A 24,789-nucleotide genomic window follows, 5' to 3' on the forward strand; every position below is an offset into this window, starting at 1 on the left:
ACTTAAAAATACCTGATGGATATAAAGCTAGTACTATTGAGGAAAATAGTTTTATGTTCACAAATCCGCAGTTATCTTTGTTTAATTGTAGCCAAAAAAATACTACTATATTAATTGATGAATCAAAATATAGAGAAGGTTCAATAACATATAACATGATTAAGGATTATGATATAGTGTTTATATATGAAGAAGAAAAGCAAATTTATGATAAAATTAGAGAACAAGTTATATCTAGATATAATAGCCTGTGAAAAAATTTAAAACCTGAAATCCTTGTTCCTGGTCATGGTCCTGTGCTATATGGAGAAGAAATATATAAAGAGATAAAAAGACATAGAATCTTGATATTGAAAAGGCTAGAGCAATAGCTTACCGAAAATTAAGGGAAGGTATCATAAGATATCCTTCCCTAATTAATTTTAAACCAATCCTTCAATCAACACCGCTCTAGCTGGTGCTCCCTCTGCACCCTTTATCTTCAAAGGTAGGGCACAAAGTAGGTATTTGCCTGGCTCAATGTCTCTTAAATATAAGCCTTCTAGCACTGTAATGTCATTGCCTAAAAGAGCCTTATGGGTTTCATAGCCCGGCTGGCTTCTTTCCACTCCAAGGGCGTCTATACCTACACCTTTAATTTTCTTATCTCTAAGATATTCCGCTGCGGATTTTTCTATAAAGACGAAGTTACTATCAAATTCCTCTGAGAAGGAATTTCTAGTTTTGAATATAACAAAGTCTCCCTCTCCAAAGTCTAAAGCTTCTATATCTGCCTTAGTTATTTGGCTTTCCAGGTTTGTTAAATCAAAAACCTTGCAGGGAGTTATACAGTTATATAAATCTATATTTTCTATGGTATCACCACCTGCTACCATGTGAAGTGGTGCGTCAAAATGGGTTCCTGTATGTATATCTAGATACACCCTACTTTCATGGTGATTTCCTGTTTGGTGATTTGAAACCTCCTGAAGCCTTGGTTTTTTATCCTCTTTATTTTTATATACCGGCATATCTTTGTGTATGAGCATAGTAATGTCATGAATTTTCATATTTGCCTCTCCTTTAAAAAAGTATAGTTCTGGTAAAGAACAGGGAAGTTTACCTATATTGATATAGGCTTGCTTATAATTAAACAAGCCACCACTGTCTTCCATCCTTTCTTAAAAGTTCATGAACGGCATCTGGTCCCCAGCTTCCAGCCTTATAGTTTGGAAAATCAGCTTCTTGCTTTCTCCAAATACGGATTATATCGTCCACGTACTTCCAAGAAAACTCTACTTCATCCCATCTAGTAAATAGGGTAGTATCTCCTTTGATAACAGCAGAAATCAATCTTTCATAAGCTTCTGGAGTGTTGCTTCCAAAATTGCAGTTCTGACAAAAGTCCATTTGTACAGGCACTATTTCATTGCCAGCACCGGGTTTTTTAGCGTTAAATTGGAACATTACACCTTCCCTAGGTTGAACCCTAATTACTAAAAGATTAGGCTGTAGATCCGTTTCCTTTGTATAAAGAATTTTAGGTAAAGACTTAAATTGTACTACTATTTCTGTAGTTTTCTCTGCCATTCTCTTACCAGATCTTATATAGAAAGGCACTCCAGCCCACCTATAGTTTTCAATATAAAGCTTCATAGCTACAAAAGTTTCTGTTTGAGAATTAGGATCAACCCTATCCTCTTCCCTATAGGCCTTTACCTTATGGGATCCTATTACTCCACTATCATACTGGCCTCGTACCATGTTGTTATTTACAAAGTCCTCTGTTACTGGCTGCAGTGATCTTAGCACCTTTACCTTTTCATCTCTTATACTTTCTGTATCTAAATTAACCGGTGGTTCTATAGCTGTTAAAGTTAAGAGCTGGAACATATGATTTTGTATCATATCTTTGAGAGCACCGGAATTTTCATAGTAGCCTCCTCTTCCTTCTACCCCTACCGTTTCCGTAGAGGATATTTGGATGTTATCTATATATTTATTATTCCAAAGGTGTTCAAAAAGAGAATTAGCAAATCTTATAACCATTATATTTTGTATCATTTCTTTACCTAGATAATGATCTATTCTATAAGTATTTTCCTCTTTGAATACCCTTGTAATTTCATTATTTAAATAGGTTGCAGATTCTAAATCCTTGCCAAAGGGCTTTTCTATTACTATCCTTCTAATGCAATTATCGCATAGGGCAAGGTCATGTACTTCTAGTTTATCTACTATGACCTCAAAGTACTCTGGAGACACTGCTAAGTAATATATCCTGTTTCCGGCGGTATTATATTTGATGTCTAATCCAGAAAGTACTTCTTTTAATCGTAAGTAGCCTTCATCCTCATTAAAGTTAAGTCTTACATAGTACAACTTACTTTTCATATCTTCCCAGATTTCATCCTTAATAGGGAACCTACTATAATTTCTTATGGATTCCTTTACCTGATTTCTATATTCCTCTTCGCTAAAATCTCTTCTTCCTACAGCCACTACAGCAAAATTATCAGGCAAATTTTTCTCATATAGCAGATTGTATATGGATGGCATTAACTTTCTGTGGGTTAGGTCTCCGGTACCACCGAAAATGACCATTATACCCGGAAATTCTATCTTATGTTGCATAGACACCTTTCCTTTCTATACTGTTTCAAAGAAATATTATTCTGTCTTCTTTGCTACAGCATGGCCTCCAAACTCATTTCTAAGGGCTGCAACCACCTTACCGGTAAAGGTATCCTCCTGTTCAGACCTGTATCTCATCATTAAAGATTCTGTAATTACTGGTGCTGGAACCTTTAATTCTAAGGCTTCTTGTACTGTCCACAAACCTTCACCGGAAGAATACATTATTCCCCTTATACTATCTAGCTTGCTATCTTTACTAAAGGCACTTTGAGCAAGCTCCATAAGCCATCCTCTTATAACGGAACCGTTATTCCAAACCTTTGCTACCTTTTCTAAATCTAAATCAAAAGGACCCTTTTCAAGAATTTCAAAACCTTCTCCTATAGCCTGCATCATTCCGTATTCTACGCCGTTGTGTACCATTTTCACATAATGTCCAGAACCAGGCTTACCACAATGTAAATATCCATTTTCCACACTAATATCCTTTAATAAGTCTTCTATGATAGCAATAACATCATCATCTGCTCCCACCATTGTACAAGCACCATATCTAGCGCCATTGATACCGCCACTAGTTCCTACGTCTGCAAAGGCTATTCCTCTTTCCTTTAGGTAATGATATCTTCTTAAAGTATCCTTATAATTAGAATTTCCTCCATCAATTATAATGTCATTCATATCTAGTAAAGGTACAAGCCTTTCTATCATGTCATCTACCGCCTGACCTGCTGGTATCATAAGCCATATAACTCTTCTTCTAGATAACTTTTGTGTAAGTTCCTCTAAGCTGTATGCACCTGTAAGTCCCTCTGCCTCCGCTTCCTTAACCTTGCTTAAGGTTCTATTATAAACTATAGGATTATGTCCATGATCCCTCATATTCAAGGCTAAATTATAGCCCATTCTCCCTAATCCAATTAAACCTATTTCCATGCTTATCGCCTCCAATAATTTTTTACTAAGTATTATTTTGTGCTTAATCAATCTTTATTATTATATTCATCGATATAGTATATATAATATTATAAAATTAAATATTAACTAATAATTATTATCTTTATTTTGCACTTATATTCCAAGACTGTCAATATAAAATTTATAATAGTATGTATAACTAAAAAAATTTTGATTAAAATACATTTTGTAAATTTATCTTTCTAAAACTTAAGCTTTCTTATTATAAATTCATTTTTCTTACCTTGACTTTCTTTGACCTTTCTATTATTATAAAGTCAAAGAAGGTCAAAATAATATTTTAATAAAGGAGTGGTCAATATGTTTGAAATGATTCCTTTCAAAAGAAATGGATTGACAAGAAGAGGAGGCGAAGATTACTTTAACAACTTCTTTAATAGTTTCTTCAACAACGACTTTTTTGCTCCTACCCTATTCACAGAAGGCTCCTTCAATGTAGATATGAGAGAAACTGAGGATAGCTATATAATCGAAGCTGATCTACCCGGTGTTCCAAAGGAAGCTATAACCGTAGAATATGAAAATAATTACCTAACTATATCCGCAAAAAGAGAAGATACTATAGAAGATAAAAAGGATAACTATCTAAGAAGAGAACGCCATTACGGGGAATTTAAAAGAAGCTTCTATGTAGATAATATAGATGAAAACCAAATTAAAGCTAGCTTTAAGGATGGTGTACTAAAAATTAATCTTCAAAAATTAAATAAAGGTTTTGAAAAGAGAAAGAAGATTGATATACAATAATTCATCAATTAGCATTTATGGATGCTTCTCCTCAGTTAAATTCTGAGGGGAAGCTTAATTTTTATTTAATTAAATTAAGTATCTCATATTTCCGTGGAAATAAAGAATTATATTCAGCAAGATATTAAAAATAATTGAATATTAACCAAAAAATAATTAATATATAAATAAATATAGATTCTGATGAGAGGAGTTTTTTAATGTCTTTTATTCCCTTTGAAAGTGATTTTGGATTTAATATTTTTCACTCAATATCCCTATTCGAAATAATCTTCTCTATAATGTTTATTACTATATTAGGAATTATTATTTTTAATGCAGCAAAAGGTGTTAAACAATGGAATTATAATAATCATCAACCTATTCTAACAGTAGATGCAAGGATAGTTACAAAAAGAGCTGATGTATCAACTCATTATAATCATTCTGATAATCACATGCATCATCATTCCGACACTACTTATTTTATTACCTTTGAGGTAGAAAGTGGTAGCAGAATGGAATTTGTCGTTCATTCCTACGAATATGGAATGTTGGTTGAAGGGGATTTAGGAAAATTAACCTTTCAGGGAACAAGATTCCTAGGTTTTAAAAGGCAATTTTAACAAATAAGGCTGTTGCGCTATACTTTGCTACAACAGCCCTTTTTCTACTTAATTACTTTTCCTTGCTACTGTATTTCCATTAAGTTATCGGATACCCATCCACTTGTATCATATCCATTAACCATCCACTTTTTATTACTTTCATCATAAATCATATATAGGGTTAGTGTTTCCTTTGTATTATTATCCTCTCCACTATTATCTGTACCTTCAGTGTTTCCCGCTTCACTATTTTCTTTATTTTCCTTAGTATACTGTGCAGCCACTCTTACTTTAAATACATCCTTTTTTATTTCTTCATCATAGTATACCCATAAACCTTGTAAATCTACAGATATTCCTTTAAATTCAAAATTGCTAGCGTTACTATAAAAAAATTGATCATTAAAGATATTCTTGCAGCTTTCTGTAGCATTAACAAGTTTCTGAGAATCCTTATCATTTTTCGCTGCATAATAGGACTTAGTAAATTCCTTTATAGCTGGTGACGCACTTTTAAGGAAATCAGAATCCTTAATTATAAAATTCTCTATATATATTGTATATTCTTCAGTACTAAAATCCTTTGAACTTATCTTACCCCAGGAATAATTCTTTGAGAAAACTAAAACGCCTTTTCTACCAAAAGATAAAGGTCCTATTTTATTATCCTTTTTAGTGATTTCTTTATTAGTTTCAGTTCCATCTAAAGAATACTTAAGGTTATCTACTTCTGAATCTACTGTTATAAAATGAATATCAAAGTATCCTTTGTCTTTATATTTTCCCTTAATTAATTTGACTTTCTTTTCCAACACTACCAATTCGTTCTCATATTCATAAATATACTCCAATTTATAGGTTCTAGGTAAGAAAGGTCCTAACTTCTTAGCTGTATATTCTTTACCTGTTTTTCCTATAGACTCACCATCTAACTTGACTTCCACATTTTCAAAATTAGATTCAACCTCTAAATATTGTGGTTGAAGTTCTAGCATATACTTATTAAATACTAGCAAAGCTTTACCCTTATTTTTAACTTCAAAACCGCCATAATTTATACCATTTTCTAACTTGTTAAACAATGCTTTTTTAAACTCTTCATCTTTATTAATACAATCAATTAATGAAGCTGCATACTTTTCATCTATTTCTATATCCTCTTCAGAACAGTACAAATACTTAAGTAATTGCTTAGAATTTTTATTTTCTATTGCTTTCCTTATATTTGTTACAACCTTCTTTTCGCTAGTAATGCTTAAGCCAATTCCAAATACTAGGGATCCTAGTACTACAAGTGCAACAAGTAAAATTAATGCAATCTTTGTCCACTTTAACATAGTTTGCTTATCTTTATTTGAAGTAGCAATCTCATTATTTTGTGATTTTCCACTATCTTCACTTAAATCCTTATATGTACTAAATTCTGTTAACTCATTAACACCATTATTTGCATCATTTTTTTGTTCAGTAGTCTCAGCTATGTTCTGTGAATCCTGTACTACTTTTTCATTATCTAAGCACTGATTAATCTTTACGGAATCGTTATCATTTTGGACTAATTTTTTACCACATTTAGAGCAGAACTTATGTCCCTGCTGTAAAGGATGGCCACAATTTACACAGAACTTCATAAGCATTTTTCATCCCTTCTTTATACTACTCTAATAAATTATAACAACATTCAAAATCTTTTTCAAATGTTATAAAATTAATTTACATTTATAAAAATTAATAATTATTATTTTTCAATAAAGTAATTTATCAAGAAGGACTTTTCTCAACTTTGAAGAATATAATTATTGTATAATTTTTAACAGGAGGTAGATGTGCAATGAAATCATTAAAAGGAACAAAAACTGCAGAAAATCTAATGAAGGCTTTTGCTGGTGAGTGTCAAGCTAGAACTAGATATACTTACTATGCATCCGTTGCTAAGAAAGAAGGTTATGTTCAGATTTCAAATATTTTCACAGAAACAGCTGAAAACGAAAAGGAACATGCTAAGAGATTCTTTAAATTCCTTAACGAAGATATACCAGGTGAAATGGTTGAGATTAATGCTTCATTCCCAGTAGCTCTAGGCGATACTAAAGCTAATTTAGCTGCCGCTGCTAGTGGAGAAAATGAAGAATGGTCCGATCTTTATCCAGAATTTGCAAAGGTAGCAGATGAAGAAGGCTTCCCTGCTGTAGCTGTTGCATTCAGAAAAATTGCAGAAGTTGAAAAGCATCATGAAGAAAGATACAAAAAGCTATTAGAAAATCTTGAAAATGATAAGGTATTTAAGAAGGATTCTGTAGTTCAATGGAAGTGCAACAACTGTGGTTACATATTCACAGGAGAAGAAGCTCCTGAAAAATGTCCAGCTTGCTTACATCCAAAGTCATACTTTGAAGTTTTAGCAGATAATTTCTAAGAAAAACTTCTAGACAAGCTGTCACTATAATTACTATTAAAAGTTATAGATAATATAAAAGCAAGAATTAGTAGACTTTCTACCAATTCTTGCTTTTTCATTTTAATTAAATTTATTTATAGAATGTTTCTACTTTTGCTTTTTTAGGCAAGTATGCCTTTAGAATAGAAATAATCTTATCATAATCCTTCTTTTTAAAATAAAAGCTTTGCTCCATAAAAGAGCCAAATACCTCTACTTTTATATCCTCTGAGAAAGTTAATATAACCTTATTAATTTCACTCCATGGTAAAAGATTTTCATACTTATACATTGATGTAAAACCTTCTGCTGTAATTCCACTTTTAAACCATGAACTTATAAGTAAAAGAATTCCCAATACTCCTGTTAAATAATGAATCCAAGTTTTTGCATAAAAGCATATAATAAATATTAAAATACCTGTAGAAACCAAAAGAGCAATAATTTCTACATAGTTTTTTCTTGTTGGCACTATCAACCTCTTAATAGCTTTTAATTCCCTTAATATAATTATTAGGAAAAGAAGTGGAACAATAATATTGGCTATCCTCTTCCCAACTATTGAAAGTATTAATAAAATTCCAAGCCCTATTAATATATATTTAGATTTAATACCTTTTTTCATAAAGTGTCCCCTCCTTTCCACATTATTTATGAATTTAATATTACTCTTCTTGCTTTTTATTCTTGTATCCTTCTAAAATTGCACCAAAGAAAAAAGCAATTGAAGTACATAATACCGGAATAATCAATTTATTAGTGAAAATAGCTACAATTGATCATATTACAAATCCTATATCTGTTCCTGTAAAAATATATTTACCATCATATCTTTTTTTCATTTTAAAATTCTCCATGAATTTCACTATATTTTGATATTGCTAAATTAACTATTATATAGAAAGAGTAAACTCAATAACAGGTATAATCTCTTGTTGTTCCATATCTATATATTTTATTTTAACTGTATCTCCATCTCTAGCCAATACTACATCTGCATCAACATTTTTATTTACCATAAAGATCTTATCTGGTACTGTATCTAGCTTTAGATAGAATACCGAACTTCCATCCTCAACTGATTGATTTATTCTTACAAGTTTTCCTTCTACTGTTACCTCTTGAAGTTCAAGATCATTTCCAACTTTAACATCTGCTCCATTATTAACAGTTCCATCTGCTATAGCTTTTTTAAATGCTTCTAAAAGATCTAGTTTATTATCTGCTACTATGGAATACTTGCTCTTTGCAGTTACAAGACCAAGTTTTACAAAGGAACCATCAGTTTTATTTATTACCGGCACAATCCAAGTATCTATACCATAAATATTATAAAGTATAGGCTGTGCTGTAGCCCAGTTTGCTTTTTCTGCACCTAATAGCTTTTCTATAGAATTCATAGCTCCCTGTCCGTTTAGCAAGCTCGGTGTTTTATAGTAAATAGTTTCTCCTGTTCTAGTATTCATTAAGGTATAACCTGTCATAGTTGTTGAATCCGCATTAGTATTGGTATGGTCTGTAAAGAAATACATTTGACCATCGCTACCCACTACAGGAACTACTTGATTTGATTCAATGCTGAGTCCAGGAAGTTCTACACCGGAGTTCCAGTAGGTAGGTATTTGCACATCCTTTTTCCCTATAATAGAGTTTAAAAATCCATTTTTATACTTTCCGTAATAAATATTATACTGCTCTGCTATTTCAGTAGTATATATTTGATCCACCCAAGTAGGAACCTGATCCTTTGGATATTCCTTAATTTCACCTGTCTTTAAATTATATAAAACAACTCCCTCTGGCACCAGTCCTTTTCTACCATATTTATAACTTCCGTAAGTACCTACATAATAAGGTGTTAAATCGTCATCCAACTCTACATCCGCATTCATTAGTATAGAAGATGGTTTATATTCTCTTAGTTTTCTATATATGTTATGGTCCAATACAAGGGACTCACCATAGGAATGAGGTATTTCTATAAGCTTAGCATCTTCCAACCTTTCTGCAGATACATAGGCTATACCTGGTAGCTCCTTATTTAAAAAGGCTCTAAAACTGCTATCTATATCAATAGGTGCTACGTAATACGCTCCTTCTTTAGTTTGTGTAAGACTTAACTGACCTATTTCATAGAGGCTTGGATTTGGCAAGGAACCTATAAGGGTCTGCATTTGATAATAAGCAGTTTCCGGTGGAATTATAATTATGTTTTCTGTATTAATGCTAGGTGATTGCTCATTACTTTCTTTTACTCCAGCCATGTTATAAAGTTTTTTTGTTCCCCCATAAATTTGAGGCATTGAAGAATAGAAAACACTACCCAAAAATAATGCTGTAAAAACTATAGCAGGCCACTTCATTTTATATCCATGGCGGGTCACAAGAGTGTTACCCCTCATCTCTAGACCAGCTACAACTGTAAAAATTAACTGAAAGATGGCTATCCATTTTAAATTGCTTAGTACGAAAGATAAACTTCTATCTACATTTACTAGATAAAAGGCTATAAATGCATAAACAAAACCAAACACATATCTAACTATTTGCTCCCTAATACTTGCTTTCTTAAAATTAAAATTAAGAAAGACTAGAGGAAATAAAAAATACCACAATATAGACATAAACGCACTCCTTTTCAAAATTTATAAGTTATTCAATACCCTTTTATGTATTATATTATACATGTTTTTATGTGGAAATCAACACCTTTTTTTATTTATATAAGAAAATCCCCCTTAAAGTTTATAAAAACTCTAAGAGAGATTTCCTTAAAAATAAATTATTCACGATGATAATTATCTAAATCAGCAAATCTACTATACTGACCTAACCAAGCCAGCTTTATAGTACCAACAGGACCATTTCTTTGCTTAGCAATAATACATTCACCTATACCTTTATCTTCACTATCCTTATTGTAGTATTCATCTCTATAAAGGAACATTACAAGGTCAGCGTCCTGCTCAATAGAACCGGATTCTCTAAGGTCAGAAAGCATTGGTCTATGGTCTGCTCTCTGCTCAGGAGCACGAGATAGTTGTGAAAGTGCTATTACAGGGCACTGCATTTCCTTTGCTAAGGCCTTTATAGATCTAGATATCTCAGAAACCTCCTGCTGCCTACTTTCACTACCAGAGCCACCGGACATAAGTTGGAGATAGTCTATCATAATTAAATCTATGCCATGCTCCATCTTAATTCTTCTGCACTTAGATCTCATCTCCATAACAGTAAGTCCTGCAGTATCATCTATATACATCTTTGCTGAGGATAAAGGTCCTACAGCTCTTGCTATGTTTTCCCAATCCTTATCATCTAAGTCACCAGTTCTAAGCTTAAGCATATCTACACCAGCCTGGGAACATAAAAGCTTATAAGCTAGTTGTTCCTTAGACATTTCTAATGAAAATATAACTACGCTTTTTCCTTCTTTTAAGGCTGCATGCTCACATAAGTTAAGGGCAAAGGTAGTCTTACCCATAGATGGTCTTGCTGCCACCAGTATCATATCGCCCTTCTGAAACCCAGAGGTCTTAGCATCTAGATCCCTAAAGCCTGACGGTACTCCTGTAACCTGCCCCTTATTGTTAAAGAGCCTTTCAATCTCTACAAAGCCTCTTTCCAATATGCTATTTATAGGTTCAAAGTCACTAGTAGACCTCTTTTCGGCAATTTCAAATATTTTTTTCTCTGCTGTATCTAGTACCTTTTCCGCCTCATTTTGCCTATCATAACACTCCTCAATAATACTAGTAGAAGCTCTTATAAGTTTCCTAAGCATGGATTTTTCAGATACAATCTTTATATAAGATTGTAAATGAGCAGTAGTTGGTACAGAATCACTTATTTGAGTTATATAAGTAATTCCACCTGCTGCATCAAGCTTTTCAGTAGCTCTTAAATGTTCAATAAGAGTTACTAAATCTATAGGAATATCCTTTTGGAATAACTCCACAATAGCTGAAAAAATCACCTTATGAGAATCCCTATAGAAATCTTCACTATTTAAGACTTCCACTGCCTGAGCAATGGAAGTCTTATCTATAATCATTGAACCTAAAACAGATTGCTCTGCTTCTATATTTTGAGGAAGGCTTCTTAGTATGGTACCTGCTTGATTATTACTTTGAGCAGCATTACTTTGTTCTTTATTCTCCATACTTAATCTCCCCTATTTTAATTTCTAAAACACATATTTCATTAGCTCTTCAATATCAGAAACCGGCTTAACTTCTATATCTTCAATACCTATAGGCACTTCCTTATAGTTATCTTCTGGTACTAATACTAGCTTAATACCTTTTCTTCTAGCACCATATACCTTTTCGAAAATTCCTCCTACAGGCTTAATTTTACCCCTAAGAGAAATCTCACCGGTAATAGCTACATCCTGTCTTATTGGCTTATTTAATAAGGCACTTATAATACAAATAGTAATGGCAGCACCGGCAGAAGGACCATCAATTCTACCACCGCCTACTACATTAACGTGAATATCATAGTCGGTAATATCCTTGTCAGTAATTTTTCTTATAACAGAAGCAGCATTAAATACAGAATCCTTAGCCATAGTTCCTGCTGTATCATTAAATCTCACTTTGCCAGTACCTTTTTGTTTAGCTTCAAAGGCTGCTGCTTCAATCTCTATAGTGGATCCTATATAGCCTACAACTCCTAACCCATAAACATGACCAACTTCCTTACTGGATACATTATCTAGTTGTTCATAAGGAGTTAAACGGCTAATAGAAATAACTTCTTCCATATCTTTAAGAGTTATTTTTACATTTTCTTCTGAACTATTAACTCCATTATTAAGCACGTATCCATAAGCATCTGCAAGTATATTTACTGCCTTTCTACCTTCTATGGTATATCTGCTAATTAACTGTGCTATACCATCTTCTAATTCTATATTTAACTTTTTTGCAGCATTTAAAACAATCTTTTCAATATCTTTTGTTGAAAGAGGTTCAAAATATACTTCTGTACATCTTGATCTAAGGGCTGGGTTTATTTCTGAAGGTTCCCTAGTAGTAGCCCCTATTAATACAAAGTCTGCAGGAGCTCCCTTTTCAAAAAGATATTTTATATATTTTGGCGTATTCTCATCATCAGGATCGTAATATGAGGAAGAAAACTCTACTCTCTTATCTTCTAAAACCTTTAGTAACTTGTTTTGAAGTATACTATCAAGCTCTCCTATCTCATCAATAAACAACACTCCACCGTGAGCATCTGTAACCAAGCCCGGTTTTGGTTCTGGTATTCCTACATCCGCCAAATCTCGCTTACTTCCCTGGTAAATAGGGTCATGTACTGAACCTAATAAAGGATTTGTGATTTCTCTTGGATCCCATCTTAATGTTGTACCATCTACTTCAACAAACTTAGCATCCTTATCAAAAGGAGTGTATGCTAACTTTTTAGCCTCTTCCAGGGCCAATCTTGCCGCAGTAGTTTTACCAACCCCTGGAGGTCCATATAAAATAATATGCTGAGGATAGGGAGAAGCTAACTTGGAAATAAGAGCTTTTATAGCTCTTTCTTGTCCAACAATTTCATCAAAGCTTTCTGGTCTCAAAAGAGACTGTATATTTTTCGAAAGCTTTTTCGAATCTAAGACTTCTAAAGTAGCATACTTCTTTAATGTCCTTGCATTTTCTGGACCCTTTTGTTTTCTTATTATACCTAATCTTATTTCATCAACGTACTTATCCTGTCTATCCATTAAAGCCTGCTCTACTTGAGTTTCAATTTGGTTTTGTACATACCTTCTTGCAATAGCTTCGGATAGCCACTTGTTTATATCATTTAATATCACATGAACTTCTGCATCGGTAGGTACTGTTTCTGCCTTTCCCTTACCATCGCTAACAATTTTATTTAGAGCATATATTCTTTTATTTATATCTTGACTATTTACATACTTTTGAAGTTTATACTTAGTAATTCTAGCCTTTACCGCTCCTTGATCCAATACATTGTTAGCCACTTCATATAATACTTTAACCTGCGATTCTAAAGACATTCTATCCGTTATATCTAATTGGGACTCATATATGTCGAACTGTGATTTCAATCTGTTTCCTCCTCTTGTCTAATGCCTATTGCCCAGAAATAACGACCTTCATTTTTGTTGAAACTTCAGCATAAAGCTTAAGTTCCACATCGTATACCCCAGTTTGCTTTATTGTATCAACTACAACTTTTTTCTTATCTATATCAACACCATATTGCTTTTTAAGATTATCAGCTACATCTTTATTGGTAATAGCTCCAAAAAGTCGTCCGTTATCTCCACTCTTTACTGTAATTTTTATTTCTTTACCCTTTAATTTTTCAGCTAATGCTTGAGCTGCTTCTATCTCTTCTAGTTTCTTTTTTCTCTCATTTTCTTTTTTCTGGTTAATGATATGCAAGTTTTCAGGAGTAGCCTCTTGAGCTAATTTTTTTGGGAAAAGATAATTTCTTGCATATCCGTCAGATGCATTAACTACATCTCCTTTCTTCCCCATATTCTTTACGTCTTGCAATAATATAACTTTCATTACTTCTCACCTTCCATTAAGTTTTTTTCGATGGCTTCTTTCAACGCCTCTACAGCTTCTTCTATAGATATATTAGAAAGTTTTGTAGCTGCAATATTCATATGTCCACCACCACCTAATGCTTCCATTATTACTTGAACATTTACTTCCCCAAGAGATCTTCCACTGATATATATATCATCTTCTATTTTAACAAAAACAAAGGAAGCTTGAATACCTGTAATATTTAGCAGCTCATCTGCCGCCTGGGCTGCTAGTACAGTATCTTTTATATAAGGTGGACATACTGAAATTGCTATATTATTTTCAACTTTAGCAGACTTGATAATTTCTGCTCTTTTTATATAGGTATCTAAATCATCGGAAAAGAGTTTTTTTACATCTACAGTGTCAGCGCCGAGCCTTCTTAAAAAGGATGCAGCCTCAAAGGTTCTAACACCAGTTTTAAAGTAAAAGTTCTTTGTATCTACACAAATCCCTGCCAGTAGAGCCTCTGCTTCCAATTGCTTTAACTTAGGCTTCTCAACTATATACTGAATTATCTCTGTGATAAGCTCAGAGGTAGATGAAGCATAAGGTTCCATGTAGCTTAATATGGTGTTTTCAATATAGTCTGTAGATTTTCTATGATGGTCAATAATAACTATCTTCTGCATAGCCTTAACTAATTCCATATTTAGCACATATCCCTTATTATGAACATCTACTAATATCATTAAACTATTTACATCCATTTTTGACATACAGTCTTCCGAACTAATAAAAACTTCTTCATAGTCCGTTTCTTTTTTTAGTTTATCCAATAGTAATTTAACTCCAGTATAAGGAGGATCCATCACTATATAAGATTCTTGCTTAAAAGTTCTAATTATACTATTTAAACCTACTGCTGCACCTAGACAGTCTACATCAGGGTTTTTATGTCCCATTATAAAAACAGTGGTACTTTCATTTATTAAATCTCTTAAAGCATGGGCTATAACTCTAGCCCTAACTCTTGTTCTTTTCTCAACCTCTTTAGTTTTACCTCCGAAGAAGGATAATTTTTCCCCATTTTTTACAACAACTTGGTCGCCCCCCCTACCTAGGGCTAATTCCTTTGCAGAGCTAGCGTAATTATGGTTCTCAAAAGGTGTTTTTCCACCTCTTCCTACTCCTATGCTTAAAGTTACTGATAACTTGTTACCAAAATTTATTTCTCTAATCACATCTAATATATCAAATTTCTTATTAATTTCCTCATTCAAATATCTTTCCTGTACAGTAAGGACATATTTATTTGAAGAATACTTTCTAATAAGAGCATTCATACTTTGCCCATAATTATATATTGTCTTTTCTATTTCTGCTACCAACATGGGCCTTTGTGCTTCTTCTACAGTTTTTAAAATTTGATCTAAGTTATCTACTTCTATGAGCATAACGCTTTCTCTGTTATCATAAATCTCTTTAGCTTCAGTCATATCATAGAAATAAAAGAGAATTATATCCTCATTACTGGCTTTATTTTCTTCTATATGAACAAGGCTGGTATAAACATTATAGTACCTTTCCTTTATCTTTATATATTTGAAATGATTTTCCTTAGATCCTGTGATTTTTTTCAGATCTATTCCTTTAATTACATTAGTTATTAATTTCCCTAAGATCTCTTCTTGTTTAAAGACATCCTTCATTTTTTGATTGTACCAAACAATATTACCTTTAATGCCAGTTATAATTAAAGGAAAAGGAAGACTCATCAAAGTATTTCTTGTAGCAGTATCTAGCTTAAAAGAGAAATCCTCTATAAACCTCTTCCATTCATCTTTTTTTACCTTTAAGCTTTTAATGTTATAAATGATGAGTGCCGTAAAAATCACAAAGGATATTATGCCTTCAATCGTATGTTTATAGTAAAATAGTAAAGCTGTTAACAGTGCTATAATTACCATATATACCTTGTTGCTGGGGGAAAAATAATTGTTATTATCCATGAAAATCCGCCTTCCAAATATCAGTACAACTTTATCCTTTAAATCTTCTACCTTTAAATAATCTATTAGGATCTACTTTTCTAAAATCAAAAATCAAATCAGCAAGTCCTATATAAACAATAAAGATGCTTAATTGTGTAAATAAAATCACTAAAATTATAGTTATTGCTACACCTTTGTTTATATTAAACTTACTTTTTAAGAAGTAATATATCACAGCGGAGCCTACTACAATTAGAACACCCATTAATATATATATCGCTACATTGTAAATATAGGTTCCAATATCATAATTTTTAATTTGTAATATGCGTCCTATTGATAAAATTATTATAAGTAAGGCTCCTATTCTGTTATCTACATATACTTTATCAAAATCACCTATTTCAACAACTTCAATTTTTAACTTTTTCAATATGGATCTTGTTATGAAATAATAGATAAAACTCTGCATAATACTAAACATTATAGCGCCTATTGTTACTAAAGATAAAATTGATAGTAAAGAAACATTATTAATCCATTCCCTAAGTATATCTATTTCTTTACCTGCGGATTGATTGCCAAGCATACTAATATAAGCATCTAAACTTTCATTAAAAGTTGTTTTTATATATTCAGTTATATTAGATATACTGACTTTATCAATGAATAATAAGGAATATATAACAGAGATAATGTAAGTTACTAAACCAGCAAGAGATGTTAAAATTAAGCTCCTTGAGACTTTTAGCTTTCTTTTAAAACTATAGCCTAAGATTAGTCCTATAATTGGAAATAAAATAAAGAAATTCAAAGCACTTTGAAAACCTAAAGTTGCCCCTATTACTATGGCACTTACAATAGAAGCAATAAAGGACAATTTAAAATCATGTCTTATGTACAATATAGCTATTGGTACAGGCAATGTAAAATATCCTATTGCTCCTAGTACTGGTACAAAGGCAACAAAGAATGATAGTACAACTGTAATAGCTACTAATAAACCCGCCTCAACTAGAGATTTTGTTTCTATTTTAGAATACATTTTTTTCCTCCATATAATCGTTAGCTCATATTAAGAAATTCCTCTTCTATCCTCCAAATGATTTTTAAGTTTACTTAGGCTTCGTCCTTGCTTCTCAACCATGTCTTCTTCTATTATACCCACTTTTAATTTTTTTTGTATATTTTCATCAATTGAAGTGTAAGAATATCCTAATCTCTCAGCTAAAACATATAAAATTATTATTGCCCCGGAAATACAATCTTGCACAGCCTCTTGAGCTACATTGCTTCCCTTAGTAAGTAGCCTATAAAACTCTGCAATAACCCCCAGCAATTGTGCTTTTAAATCCTCAATTATTTTGATATCAGACATTATGTTAAAATCTTCTCTTTTCAAAGCCTTCCCCCCTTAAACCTATATATCTATTTTAAGGATTTTTTATGTATTATGCAACCAAAGCTTGTAAATTTAAATAGAAATAAAAGCTGCTGAATATTGGTCAGCAGCTTCTTATAATTTACTCAGTTGTAAATGGCAATAAAGCTATGTTTCTTGCTCTCTTTATAGCTTCAGTTAACTGTCTCTGATGTTTTGCGCAGTTTCCAGAAATTCTTCTTGGAAGAATCTTACCTCTTTCAGTAACATATTTTCTTATTTTATTTATATCTTTATAATCAATATGTTCAGCCTTATCTACGCAGAAAGCACATACTTTTTTCTTGCCTCTTTTAACTCTAGATCCGCTCTTCTTCACAGCAGCATCCTTCTTTTCGTTACTCATGCTTTTCCCTCCTTACTTTTAGAATGGGATATCTCCATCATCCACTGGAGTCATATCCATATCAAATGAGTCGGAACCAAAATCTCCGCCTGCACCGAATTCAGAATTATTGTTATTTCTGCTAACTCCTCCGTTATTGTTTCCCCATTCAAGGAACTGAACTTCTTCAGCAATAACTTCGGTAACATAACGTCTAGTGCCATCTTTAGCCTCATAGCTTCTAGTCTGAATTCTACCGCTAACTCCCATAAGTCGTCCCTTACTCATATAGTTTGCAGTTGATTCAGCAGGTTTTCCCCATATTACTACTGGAATAAAATCAGCTTCACGCTGTCCATCCTTATTTGGAAACCTTCTATCTACAGCTAAAGTAACGGTGGCCACGGCATTTCCAGTACCTGGAGCAAATCTTAACTCCGGATCTTTTGTCAATCTACCGATTAAAACAACTTTGTTCATCTACGGCACCACCTTATTTTTCATCCTTAACAATTATATGTCTGATAACACTGTCAGTAATTCTGAAAACTCTGTCTAACTCCTTTGGTAATTCAGGATTAGCACTGAAATTTATTAATGTATAGTAGCCTTCGTTAACTTTGCTTATTTCATAAGCAAGCTTTCTCTTGCCCCAGAAATCAACATTGTCAACTGTGCCTCCAGCATTTTCTATTACACCCTTGAACTTTTCGATGCTAGCTTTTACGCTCTCCTCGTCCATTGATGGGTGTAATATGAATATAGTTTCATACTTTCTCATCAATTTCACCTCCTCCCTCCGGACTAACGGCTGCAGTATAAAAACCACAGCAGGGACTACAAGAATTCATTATATCACTACGCTTCTTAATTTTCAAGACTTTTGTTTACATACCAATTTACTTTTCTCCTTCTGCATTACTTTGAATAATCTTTTTTACGTCCTTAGTAAATTCTCTTCTCGTCATCATAATAATTCTTCCACATCCGCAACACTTAGCTTTTATATCAGCACCTAAACGTATTACTTCCCAATTACTACTACCACATGGATGCTTTTTCTTTAATTCAACTATGTCACCTAAGTTAAAGACCTTTTCCATCTTAAGACTCCTTTCCTGTAGTATTATTTCCTGTAGTATTATTAAGTACCTTTGTTACCGGATAAGCAATCTCTATTCCAGCCTCATCTAAAGTTTTCTTAACAAAAGCTCTTAATTCATTCTCGCAAGACCATTGCTTCATAGCTTTTGCCTTTCCTACTATCTTAATAGTAACTCCACTATCTTTTAATGCACTTACTCCTGACACATCTGGACCACTTACTACATTGTCATTTATCTTGCTAAATTCATTACAAGCTTCCCTCAAAACATCCATAGCCTTATAAGCATCTTCCTCATAAGCTATGTCCACTTCAACAACAAATCTCATATCACCTCTAGAATGATTTGTTACAGTAGTAATAGAACCGTTGGGGAATATATGTAAATCTCCACTAAAGTCTCTAATCTTAGTTATTCTTAACTCTATACTTTCAACCACCCCACTCTTGCCTTCAATGGTTATATAATCACCTACAGAATACTGTTCCTCAAATAAAATAAAGAATCCATTGATAACGTCTTTAATAAGACTTTGTGCTCCTAAACCTAAGGCTACACCCCCTATACCTGCAAAAGTTAAGGTTATATTATTAAAGAAGATACTAAAAATAGTTGTAAATCCCAAAAAATAAACGACATACTTTAATATGCTTTTTAGTATAGCCCCTATGGTGTTAGCTTTCTTTGGATCTAAAGTAAACTTTGATTTTTTTTGCTTTTCTACCGCTTTCTCTATGATTTTATTCCCAACTTTTATAGCAACATACATACAAAGAGTTACAATAATTACTCTCAATATATGACTAATAAATTTGTTAATCTGTTCGTTTGTTATATTGATTTTTCCAAGATTTATATCCCCTAAAAGGTTTAAAGAAAAATTTAAGACATCCTTCAAGTTGAACACCTCCATTATAAGACTTGTAGGTACTCATTATCTACTTTCTTGTAATAAGCCTTATAACTTATCTCTCCACTAGAAAGTATATCTTTAACCTCTTCTCCCTGATCTGCTTGCACTACAATACTAATACCACAACTCTTAGTTATAAAAGTTGGTGTGGACATAATAGCAATATTAATTCCTCTTTTCTTTAAATCTGCTTCAGCCTTCATAGCAGTACTGTTGTTTTCAAAGATTATTAAGTAAAATTGTATCAACGGTCTCTTCCTCTCTATCATTTTAGGTATGCAAGTTAAAAATCTACACCTACTAATTTTTACTGACTATATTTTATAGTATAACTCATTTTTTATTTGCTGTGAATAACTTATAAATCCATGGCTGAGCTATTCTTTATTGTTTACAAACTGTATAAATCTTAATAATAGACATAAAAATCTAAAACATTTATAATTATTATATAAATAATTGTAAATAACTTAGTTTACATAATATGAGGAGGTTTATATGGAAAAAACATTTGAAAAACTGGATAAAATTTTTTTATTTTTCGTTATTTACACCGTAGTGTTTCTAGTTTTCTTTAAAACTTTATCCTATACATTACCTTTTGTACTAGCTTTCCTATTTGCATTTTTTCTTAGACGACCGACGAGATTTTTAATGCGCAAATTTAAATTTAGTGGATCTCTATCTTCTCTTATAACTTCGGTTATTTTTTATACCATATTATTTCTAGCACTAACATTATTAGTTGCATCTATAATTTCTGAAATATCAGCCTTAACAGTAAAATTAACAAAATATATTAGTATTCAGAATATTTCTTTTGAAAAAACCTTTGAAGAGCTACAAAAACATTATAGTAACTTGCATCCAAGTATTACTGATGCTATAGAAAGTAACCTATCAAATATAACTACTAAGTTAGGAGACTTAGTAAAGCAATTACTAAACTGGGTTATTAGTTTTATAAGCTCTCTTGTTACATCAATACCTTACTTAGCTATGTTATTTATTTTTACACTAACTTCTACTTACTTTTTTACAAAGGATATTTCAAGTTCACATAACAGCCAAATAGTTACTAATCATTTTAATAAAAACTCCACAAGAATACTATATATTTTCAATGAGACAAAAAAAATGATTTTTAACTATTTAAAATCCTATTTAATAGTAATTGGTATAACCTTTTTAGTTACACTAATAGGATTTTTGATATTCGGTGTTGACTATGCTTTTATTCTAAGTTTACTTTGTGCTATATTAGACTTGCTTCCTATAGTTGGTATGGCAATGGTTTATGTACCTTTGATATTTGTATATGCCTTTGTTCAAGGTAATATATTTAAAGCAGTAGCTCTAGGTGTATTGTACTTAATTGTATTGATAGTTAGACAAATTATAGAACCAAAAATCGTATCCTCCACTCTAGATATACATCCAGTAGCAGTACTAGCCTCTTTTTTTATAGGATTAAAAATAGCCGGATTTACAGGTATGATATATTGCTTGTTTCTTGTAGTGTTTTACAATATATTCAAAAAGGTTGAAGTAATCTAGAATAAAAAACCTCCTATTTGGATACAATTCAAATAAGGAGGTTTTTTTATGTCAAATAGTAAAGTAATTATAGACTCCACAGAGCCCAGATCCTCTTTTTTATTAAGAGATACATTGTATGAACATATTAAACCGGAAACTAAATTAGGAAGGGATATCATTTTTCTTTGCGTTGGAACAGATAGATCAACAGGTGACAGTCTTGGCCCCTTGGTTGGCGATAAATTAAAATTTCTATCTAGAGAACAGATTCATGTTTATGGAAATCTACAATATCCTGTTCATGCAAAAAATCTTACTGATACAATAGATAAAATTCTCTCTACTCACAACAATCCTTACATCATTGCAATCGACGCTTGTCTTGGTGCCTTACATAATGTAGGCAAAATAATCGTAGAAGCCAAACCCTTAACCCCTGGATCTGCTATGAATAAAGACCTACCCCAAGTAGGAAACCTAAGTATTACAGGAGTTGTTAATATAAGCGGAGCTTTGGATTTTATGATTCTTCAAAACACAAGGCTATATACCGTTATGTTATTAGCTGATGTAATTTCAAGAGGTATATATCATTCTATACTAAAAACCGTTGGTGGTAAGAAGTGTTTATCTACAAATCAATATCCATTATAAATAAAAAAATTATAGTATTAATTAAAATACTATAATTTTTTTATAATATATTACTATAAGATCTGTTATTTAATATATAGTCTATATCTTCTACACTTTTACTACCACAATCTATTATCAAAGCGCCCTCTCTTTTAAGATTCACTTCTTGGTTAATTACTGCTAAATCGCAAACTTTTAAATTGCATATTATAGCATCACAAGGTGTACTATTATCATCTACTATGTTATAACCCTTATCCGCTAAAGCCTGTTTCATTTCTTTTAATTCTTTTTCAATGTATATGTTCATATTACTTTTGCCTGCAAAATGTATATTTGCTTTGGCGTCCTCCTCTCTTTACTATGTAAGTTACAACTTCCTTCTCATAATTATGCCCTCTAAATATATATTTTATACATATAGAAAACCAATCTATTAAGTATATTATATAAAATCTCCAACTATTTCAACTATCAAATCTAAAAAAGTACTAGAAATATAAACAGAATCAGGGCTCATATTATAAAGTAAAAATATAAATGTTTCACATGAAACATTTATATTAATGTTAATTAAAGTAACTGTTTTAATAAAAAAACGATATACAAAAATATATCGTTTTTATTAATATATGACCTCATTATTTACTCATTGCCTCTTTCAACACTCTTTCTTCTTCCTCAGATAAATCATATCTAGAAATACCTTTATCTACTGGTTTTGCATATGTAGTACTGTCATGTCTACCGTATATGCTTGTTATAATTATACCGTTATTATCACCATCTAACATAGCTATAGAAAAGCTAAGATCGCTACCAACATCATCAAAAGCCTTATATCTAAGTATAGAAACTTTTTGAGTACACTTTTTTAATTCTTTATCATAATGTACTAGCATCTCTTTTATTTCTTCACTGGTATTAACAGCATAATCTACCTTGTCCATATAACCATCAATTATTTCTTCAAGATTTTTATTATTAGTACCTCTTACTAGTTTTCTATATCGTCTTTCTAAGCTACCTAATGATCTAAATAAAACAAATACACATATTATAAGTATTACATTAATAATAACTAAGGTAGTTAGAATGTAAGCTATATTATTATTTATTACGCTATTTAGAGTCTCCAATCCTTATCACCCTTTCATGTTTCACGTGAAACAAAACTAAATTTCTATATTTAACAACTCTAAAATTCTATTTAAATCATCAGTAGAATAATATTCAATCTCTATTTTGCCTTTATTCTTTTTATTTGTGGTTAATTGAACCTTTGTTCCAAGGTAGCTTTCTAATTTTTCTTTTATCTCATTGATATAAGGATTCTGCTGTTTTTGTTTTGATTTATTTTGTGGTTTTTTTTCACTATTTAGTTGTCTAATTAATGCCTCAACCTGTCTTACACTTAAACCTTCATCTATAATCTTCTGTGCCACTTCATTTTGCATATCAAAATCCGATATTCCTAAAATTGCTCTTCCATGTCCTTCGCTAATAACACCTTCTATAAGATAATCCTGAACCCTTTTATCTAAATTTAATAGTCTCATAGAATTAGTAATAGCTGTTCTAGATTTCCCTAGCTTTGCTGCTAAATCCTCTTGTGTAATATTAAATTCTTCAATTAATTTTTTATAGGCAATGGCTTCTTCAATTGGGTTTAAATCCTCTCTCTGAATATTTTCTATTAAAGATATTTCTAATAATTGCTTATTAGAAATTTCCATAACTATTGCCGGTACTTCTTTAATTCCAATAGATTTGGCAGCCCTCCATCTTCTTTCTCCAGCCACAATGGTATAAAAATCACCGTTTTTCATTAGAATTATAGGCTGGATAATTCCATGCTCCTTTATGGATTGAGCCAAATTAGCTATCTTCTCATCATCAAAATACTTTCTAGGCTGTTCTTCATTTGCTCTAATTAAATTAATATCTATTTTACTGACAGATTCTTTTGCTTCTTCCTTTTCTTCCGGTATTAATGCTCCTAAACCTTTTCCTAATCCACCGTGTTTTCTAGCAACCACCTTGATCACTCCTTCTGCTTTTTAATAAATTCTTTAGTTAAATTCTCAAAAGCCTCTGCTCCCTTACACTTATCATCATAAAGCATAATAGGTAGACCAAAACTAGGTGCTTCAGCTAGACGAATATTTCTTGGTATTGTTGTATCATATACCTTATCTTTAAAGTATTTTTTCACTTCTTTAACTACGTCATTACATAATTTAGTTCTGCTATCATACATGCTCATAATTACGCCTTCAACTTCTAAACCTTTGTTTAAGGATCTTTTAACTAACTGAATAGTATTAACTAATTGACTTACTCCTTCTAAGGCATAAAATTCACATTGAATAGGTATAAGAACACTATTTGACGCAGCCAGGGCGTTAATAGTTAAAAAGCCTAATGAAGGAGGACAATCAATAAAGGCAAAATCGAATTGATCTGAAATAGATGATAGACATTCCTTCAAAATAGTTTCACGGTTATGTCTATCTATTAGTTCCACTTCTGCCCCAGCTAATTCTACTGTAGAAGGAATTAGATACAAATTTTTTATCAAATCACATTCCTTGATTGTATTCTCTATAGAAACCGCTTGTGTAGTAATTACATCATAAATTGATTCATTAATCTTACTTTTGTCGAAGCCAAGGCCACTAGTTGTATTTCCTTGAGGATCAATATCAATAGCTAACACCTTATAGCCTTCCATAGCTAAATAAGCACATAAATTGATACTTGTTGTTGTTTTTCCAACTCCACCTTTTTGATTAAATATACTTATTACCTTCATATTAGTACGCCCGTCAGAATAAAAAGCACATTCCTAAGGCTGCACCTCCCTTCCTTAATTATTATTATATATTTTATTTTCTATTTTTAAAAGAGAGTAGCTATATTTTATGTAGGTATTTTTAAAATAAATATAAA

At 31.9% G+C, this 24,789-nt stretch carries 28 protein-coding genes; 6 read left to right on the top strand and 22 right to left on the bottom strand.

From position 1 onward, the window contains the following. The coding region (locus N3C_RS15100; RefSeq protein ID WP_178377814.1) for a hypothetical protein at nt 1–254 on the top strand (254 nt) is incomplete at its 5' end. A 168-nt stretch (nt 255–422) separates the two neighbouring features. Here the strand turns inward: N3C_RS15100 and N3C_RS11750 are convergent. Genes N3C_RS11750 through gnd form a run of 3 tightly spaced genes read right to left on the bottom strand, consistent with a single transcriptional unit; the run spans nt 423 to nt 3,552 of the window. Further along, nucleotides 423–1,154: a cyclase family protein gene (locus N3C_RS11750; protein WP_373432808.1), complete on the bottom strand. Its 732-nt coding sequence runs from the start codon at nt 1,152–1,154 to the stop codon at nt 423–425. Continuing rightward, a complete protein-coding gene (zwf, locus tag N3C_RS11755; protein ID WP_074366217.1) occupies nt 1,129–2,613 on the bottom strand; it encodes a glucose-6-phosphate dehydrogenase in 1,485 nt (494 codons plus the stop codon). The genes N3C_RS11750 and zwf overlap by 26 nt, the downstream gene beginning before the upstream one ends. 36 nt (nt 2,614–2,649) lie before the next feature. Next, nucleotides 2,650–3,552 carry a phosphogluconate dehydrogenase (NAD(+)-dependent, decarboxylating) gene (gene gnd, locus N3C_RS11760; RefSeq protein WP_074366218.1) on the bottom strand — a complete coding sequence of 301 codons (903 nt, stop codon included), beginning with the start codon at nt 3,550–3,552 and terminating at the stop codon, nt 2,650–2,652. 342 nt (nt 3,553–3,894) lie between these two features. On the opposite strand from gnd, the gene hsp18 reads away from it, so the two are divergent. Both hsp18 and N3C_RS11770 read left to right on the top strand, forming a co-directional pair. Continuing rightward, on the top strand, nt 3,895–4,341 hold the full coding sequence (gene hsp18 / locus N3C_RS11765; protein WP_074366219.1) for a heat shock protein Hsp18: 447 nt from the start codon (nt 3,895–3,897) through the stop codon (nt 4,339–4,341). Between the two features lie 200 nt (nt 4,342–4,541). Continuing rightward, a complete protein-coding gene (locus tag N3C_RS11770) occupies nt 4,542–4,946 on the top strand; it encodes a DUF2500 domain-containing protein (RefSeq protein ID WP_074366220.1) in 405 nt (134 codons plus the stop codon). A 65-nt stretch (nt 4,947–5,011) separates the two neighbouring features. Here the strand turns inward: N3C_RS11770 and N3C_RS11775 are convergent, their stop codons facing one another. Beyond that, nucleotides 5,012–6,559 carry a TcaA 3rd/4th domain-containing protein gene (locus tag N3C_RS11775; protein ID WP_178377815.1) on the bottom strand — a complete coding sequence of 516 codons (1,548 nt, stop codon included), beginning with the start codon at nt 6,557–6,559 and terminating at the stop codon, nt 5,012–5,014. Between the two features lie 200 nt (nt 6,560–6,759). Between N3C_RS11775 and rbr the strand changes: the two genes are divergently transcribed. Next, complete coding sequence (gene rbr / locus N3C_RS11780) at nt 6,760–7,344, top strand: rubrerythrin (RefSeq protein ID WP_074366222.1); 585 nt, start codon at nt 6,760–6,762, stop codon at nt 7,342–7,344. A gap of 112 nt (nt 7,345–7,456) precedes the next feature. Here rbr and N3C_RS11785 read toward each other — a convergent pair whose 3' ends face one another. The 14 genes from N3C_RS11785 to N3C_RS11850 all read right to left on the bottom strand — a co-directional run bounded on the left by N3C_RS11785 (nt 7,457) and on the right by N3C_RS11850 (nt 19,931). After that, complete coding sequence (locus tag N3C_RS11785) at nt 7,457–7,990, bottom strand: hypothetical protein (RefSeq protein WP_083604540.1); 534 nt, start codon at nt 7,988–7,990, stop codon at nt 7,457–7,459. Between the two features lie 268 nt (nt 7,991–8,258). Continuing rightward, nucleotides 8,259–9,989 (bottom strand): hypothetical protein, encoded by a 1,731-nt coding sequence (locus tag N3C_RS11790; RefSeq protein ID WP_074366223.1) that lies wholly within the window; start codon nt 9,987–9,989, stop codon nt 8,259–8,261. Nucleotides 9,990–10,147: 158 nt separating this feature from the next. Next, nucleotides 10,148–11,527 carry a replicative DNA helicase gene (locus N3C_RS11795; RefSeq protein WP_074366224.1) on the bottom strand — a complete coding sequence of 460 codons (1,380 nt, stop codon included), beginning with the start codon at nt 11,525–11,527 and terminating at the stop codon, nt 10,148–10,150. A 24-nt stretch (nt 11,528–11,551) separates the two neighbouring features. Then, nucleotides 11,552–13,399, bottom strand: a complete 1,848-nt coding sequence (gene lonC / locus N3C_RS11800) for a Lon family ATP-dependent protease (protein WP_143312669.1) — start codon at nt 13,397–13,399, stop codon at nt 11,552–11,554. A gap of 76 nt (nt 13,400–13,475) precedes the next feature. Continuing rightward, nucleotides 13,476–13,919, bottom strand: coding sequence for a 50S ribosomal protein L9 (gene rplI, locus N3C_RS11805; RefSeq protein WP_074366226.1), 444 nt, complete (start codon nt 13,917–13,919; stop codon nt 13,476–13,478). Further along, complete coding sequence (locus N3C_RS11810) at nt 13,919–15,895, bottom strand: DHH family phosphoesterase (protein ID WP_074366227.1); 1,977 nt, start codon at nt 15,893–15,895, stop codon at nt 13,919–13,921. Before N3C_RS11810 ends, rplI begins: the two co-directional genes overlap by 1 nt. A gap of 31 nt (nt 15,896–15,926) precedes the next feature. Beyond that, a complete protein-coding gene (locus N3C_RS11815; RefSeq protein WP_074366228.1) occupies nt 15,927–16,922 on the bottom strand; it encodes a DUF2232 domain-containing protein in 996 nt (331 codons plus the stop codon). 30 nt (nt 16,923–16,952) lie between these two features. After that, on the bottom strand, nt 16,953–17,279 hold the full coding sequence (locus N3C_RS11820) for a MazG-like family protein (RefSeq protein ID WP_074366229.1): 327 nt from the start codon (nt 17,277–17,279) through the stop codon (nt 16,953–16,955). Between the two features lie 121 nt (nt 17,280–17,400). Continuing rightward, nucleotides 17,401–17,664, bottom strand: a complete 264-nt coding sequence (gene rpsR, locus N3C_RS11825) for a 30S ribosomal protein S18 (protein WP_074366230.1) — start codon at nt 17,662–17,664, stop codon at nt 17,401–17,403. Nucleotides 17,665–17,682: 18 nt separating this feature from the next. After that, a complete protein-coding gene (locus N3C_RS11830) occupies nt 17,683–18,123 on the bottom strand; it encodes a single-stranded DNA-binding protein (protein WP_074366231.1) in 441 nt (146 codons plus the stop codon). Between the two features lie 13 nt (nt 18,124–18,136). Then, nucleotides 18,137–18,424 (bottom strand): 30S ribosomal protein S6, encoded by a 288-nt coding sequence (gene rpsF / locus N3C_RS11835; RefSeq protein ID WP_074366232.1) that lies wholly within the window; start codon nt 18,422–18,424, stop codon nt 18,137–18,139. A 118-nt stretch (nt 18,425–18,542) separates the two neighbouring features. Continuing rightward, on the bottom strand, nt 18,543–18,746 hold the full coding sequence (locus N3C_RS11840) for a DUF951 domain-containing protein (protein WP_074366233.1): 204 nt from the start codon (nt 18,744–18,746) through the stop codon (nt 18,543–18,545). A gap of 1 nt (nt 18,747) precedes the next feature. Beyond that, entirely contained in the window at nt 18,748–19,647 is a 900-nt protein-coding gene (locus N3C_RS11845; protein WP_242944092.1) for a mechanosensitive ion channel family protein, read from the bottom strand. 14 nt (nt 19,648–19,661) lie between these two features. Continuing rightward, complete coding sequence (locus N3C_RS11850; protein WP_242944093.1) at nt 19,662–19,931, bottom strand: putative Se/S carrier protein; 270 nt, start codon at nt 19,929–19,931, stop codon at nt 19,662–19,664. Between the two features lie 229 nt (nt 19,932–20,160). Between N3C_RS11850 and ytvI the strand changes: the two genes are divergently transcribed. Then, complete coding sequence (gene ytvI / locus N3C_RS11855; RefSeq protein ID WP_074366235.1) at nt 20,161–21,219, top strand: sporulation integral membrane protein YtvI; 1,059 nt, start codon at nt 20,161–20,163, stop codon at nt 21,217–21,219. A 48-nt stretch (nt 21,220–21,267) separates the two neighbouring features. Then, entirely contained in the window at nt 21,268–21,855 is a 588-nt protein-coding gene (gene yyaC / locus N3C_RS11860) for a spore protease YyaC (RefSeq protein ID WP_074366236.1), read from the top strand. 40 nt (nt 21,856–21,895) lie between these two features. Here yyaC and N3C_RS11865 read toward each other — a convergent pair whose 3' ends face one another. From N3C_RS11865 to N3C_RS11880, 4 genes are all read right to left on the bottom strand, one after another. After that, nucleotides 21,896–22,147 (bottom strand): YkuS family protein, encoded by a 252-nt coding sequence (locus N3C_RS11865; RefSeq protein ID WP_074366237.1) that lies wholly within the window; start codon nt 22,145–22,147, stop codon nt 21,896–21,898. A 331-nt stretch (nt 22,148–22,478) separates the two neighbouring features. Continuing rightward, the gene (locus tag N3C_RS11870) at nt 22,479–22,976 is read right to left on the bottom strand and encodes a DUF4446 family protein (protein ID WP_074366238.1); all 498 of its coding nucleotides are present in this window, start codon (nt 22,974–22,976) and stop codon (nt 22,479–22,481) included. Nucleotides 22,977–23,012: 36 nt separating this feature from the next. Continuing rightward, nucleotides 23,013–23,876, bottom strand: coding sequence for a ParB/RepB/Spo0J family partition protein (locus N3C_RS11875; RefSeq protein WP_074366239.1), 864 nt, complete (start codon nt 23,874–23,876; stop codon nt 23,013–23,015). 5 nt (nt 23,877–23,881) lie between these two features. Then, nucleotides 23,882–24,652, bottom strand: a complete 771-nt coding sequence (locus N3C_RS11880) for a ParA family protein (protein WP_074366240.1) — start codon at nt 24,650–24,652, stop codon at nt 23,882–23,884. Between the last annotated feature and the right edge of the window lie 137 nt (nt 24,653–24,789).

It is taken from the genome of Clostridium sp. N3C, from assembly GCF_900095445.1.
GTDB lineage: Bacteria > Bacillota > Clostridia > Clostridiales > Clostridiaceae > Clostridium_AU.

Excerpts from the sequence above, each read along its gene's own strand:
- N3C_RS11750 (WP_373432808.1), bottom strand. The coding sequence starts at position 1,154 with ATGGAAGACAGTGGTGGCTTGTTTAATTATAAGCAAGCCTATATCAAT.
- zwf (WP_074366217.1), bottom strand. The coding sequence starts at position 2,613 with ATGCAACATAAGATAGAATTTCCGGGTATAATGGTCATTTTCGGTGGT.
- gnd (WP_074366218.1), bottom strand. The coding sequence starts at position 3,552 with ATGGAAATAGGTTTAATTGGATTAGGGAGAATGGGCTATAATTTAGCC.
- hsp18 (WP_074366219.1), top strand. The coding sequence starts at position 3,895 with ATGTTTGAAATGATTCCTTTCAAAAGAAATGGATTGACAAGAAGAGGA.
- N3C_RS11770 (WP_074366220.1), top strand. The coding sequence starts at position 4,542 with ATGTCTTTTATTCCCTTTGAAAGTGATTTTGGATTTAATATTTTTCAC.
- N3C_RS11775 (WP_178377815.1), bottom strand. The coding sequence starts at position 6,559 with ATGAAGTTCTGTGTAAATTGTGGCCATCCTTTACAGCAGGGACATAAG.
- rbr (WP_074366222.1), top strand. The coding sequence starts at position 6,760 with ATGAAATCATTAAAAGGAACAAAAACTGCAGAAAATCTAATGAAGGCT.
- N3C_RS11785 (WP_083604540.1), bottom strand. The coding sequence starts at position 7,990 with ATGAAAAAAGGTATTAAATCTAAATATATATTAATAGGGCTTGGAATT.
- N3C_RS11790 (WP_074366223.1), bottom strand. The coding sequence starts at position 9,989 with ATGTCTATATTGTGGTATTTTTTATTTCCTCTAGTCTTTCTTAATTTT.
- N3C_RS11795 (WP_074366224.1), bottom strand. The coding sequence starts at position 11,527 with ATGGAGAATAAAGAACAAAGTAATGCTGCTCAAAGTAATAATCAAGCA.
- lonC (WP_143312669.1), bottom strand. The coding sequence starts at position 13,399 with ATGTCTTTAGAATCGCAGGTTAAAGTATTATATGAAGTGGCTAACAAT.
- rplI (WP_074366226.1), bottom strand. The coding sequence starts at position 13,919 with ATGAAAGTTATATTATTGCAAGACGTAAAGAATATGGGGAAGAAAGGA.
- N3C_RS11810 (WP_074366227.1), bottom strand. The coding sequence starts at position 15,895 with ATGGATAATAACAATTATTTTTCCCCCAGCAACAAGGTATATATGGTA.
- N3C_RS11815 (WP_074366228.1), bottom strand. The coding sequence starts at position 16,922 with ATGTATTCTAAAATAGAAACAAAATCTCTAGTTGAGGCGGGTTTATTA.
- rpsR (WP_074366230.1), bottom strand. The coding sequence starts at position 17,664 with ATGAGTAACGAAAAGAAGGATGCTGCTGTGAAGAAGAGCGGATCTAGA.
- N3C_RS11830 (WP_074366231.1), bottom strand. The coding sequence starts at position 18,123 with ATGAACAAAGTTGTTTTAATCGGTAGATTGACAAAAGATCCGGAGTTA.
- rpsF (WP_074366232.1), bottom strand. The coding sequence starts at position 18,424 with ATGAGAAAGTATGAAACTATATTCATATTACACCCATCAATGGACGAG.
- N3C_RS11840 (WP_074366233.1), bottom strand. The coding sequence starts at position 18,746 with ATGGAAAAGGTCTTTAACTTAGGTGACATAGTTGAATTAAAGAAAAAG.
- N3C_RS11850 (WP_242944093.1), bottom strand. The coding sequence starts at position 19,931 with ATGATAGAGAGGAAGAGACCGTTGATACAATTTTACTTAATAATCTTT.
- ytvI (WP_074366235.1), top strand. The coding sequence starts at position 20,161 with ATGGAAAAAACATTTGAAAAACTGGATAAAATTTTTTTATTTTTCGTT.
- yyaC (WP_074366236.1), top strand. The coding sequence starts at position 21,268 with ATGTCAAATAGTAAAGTAATTATAGACTCCACAGAGCCCAGATCCTCT.
- N3C_RS11865 (WP_074366237.1), bottom strand. The coding sequence starts at position 22,147 with ATGAACATATACATTGAAAAAGAATTAAAAGAAATGAAACAGGCTTTA.
- N3C_RS11880 (WP_074366240.1), bottom strand. The coding sequence starts at position 24,652 with ATGAAGGTAATAAGTATATTTAATCAAAAAGGTGGAGTTGGAAAAACA.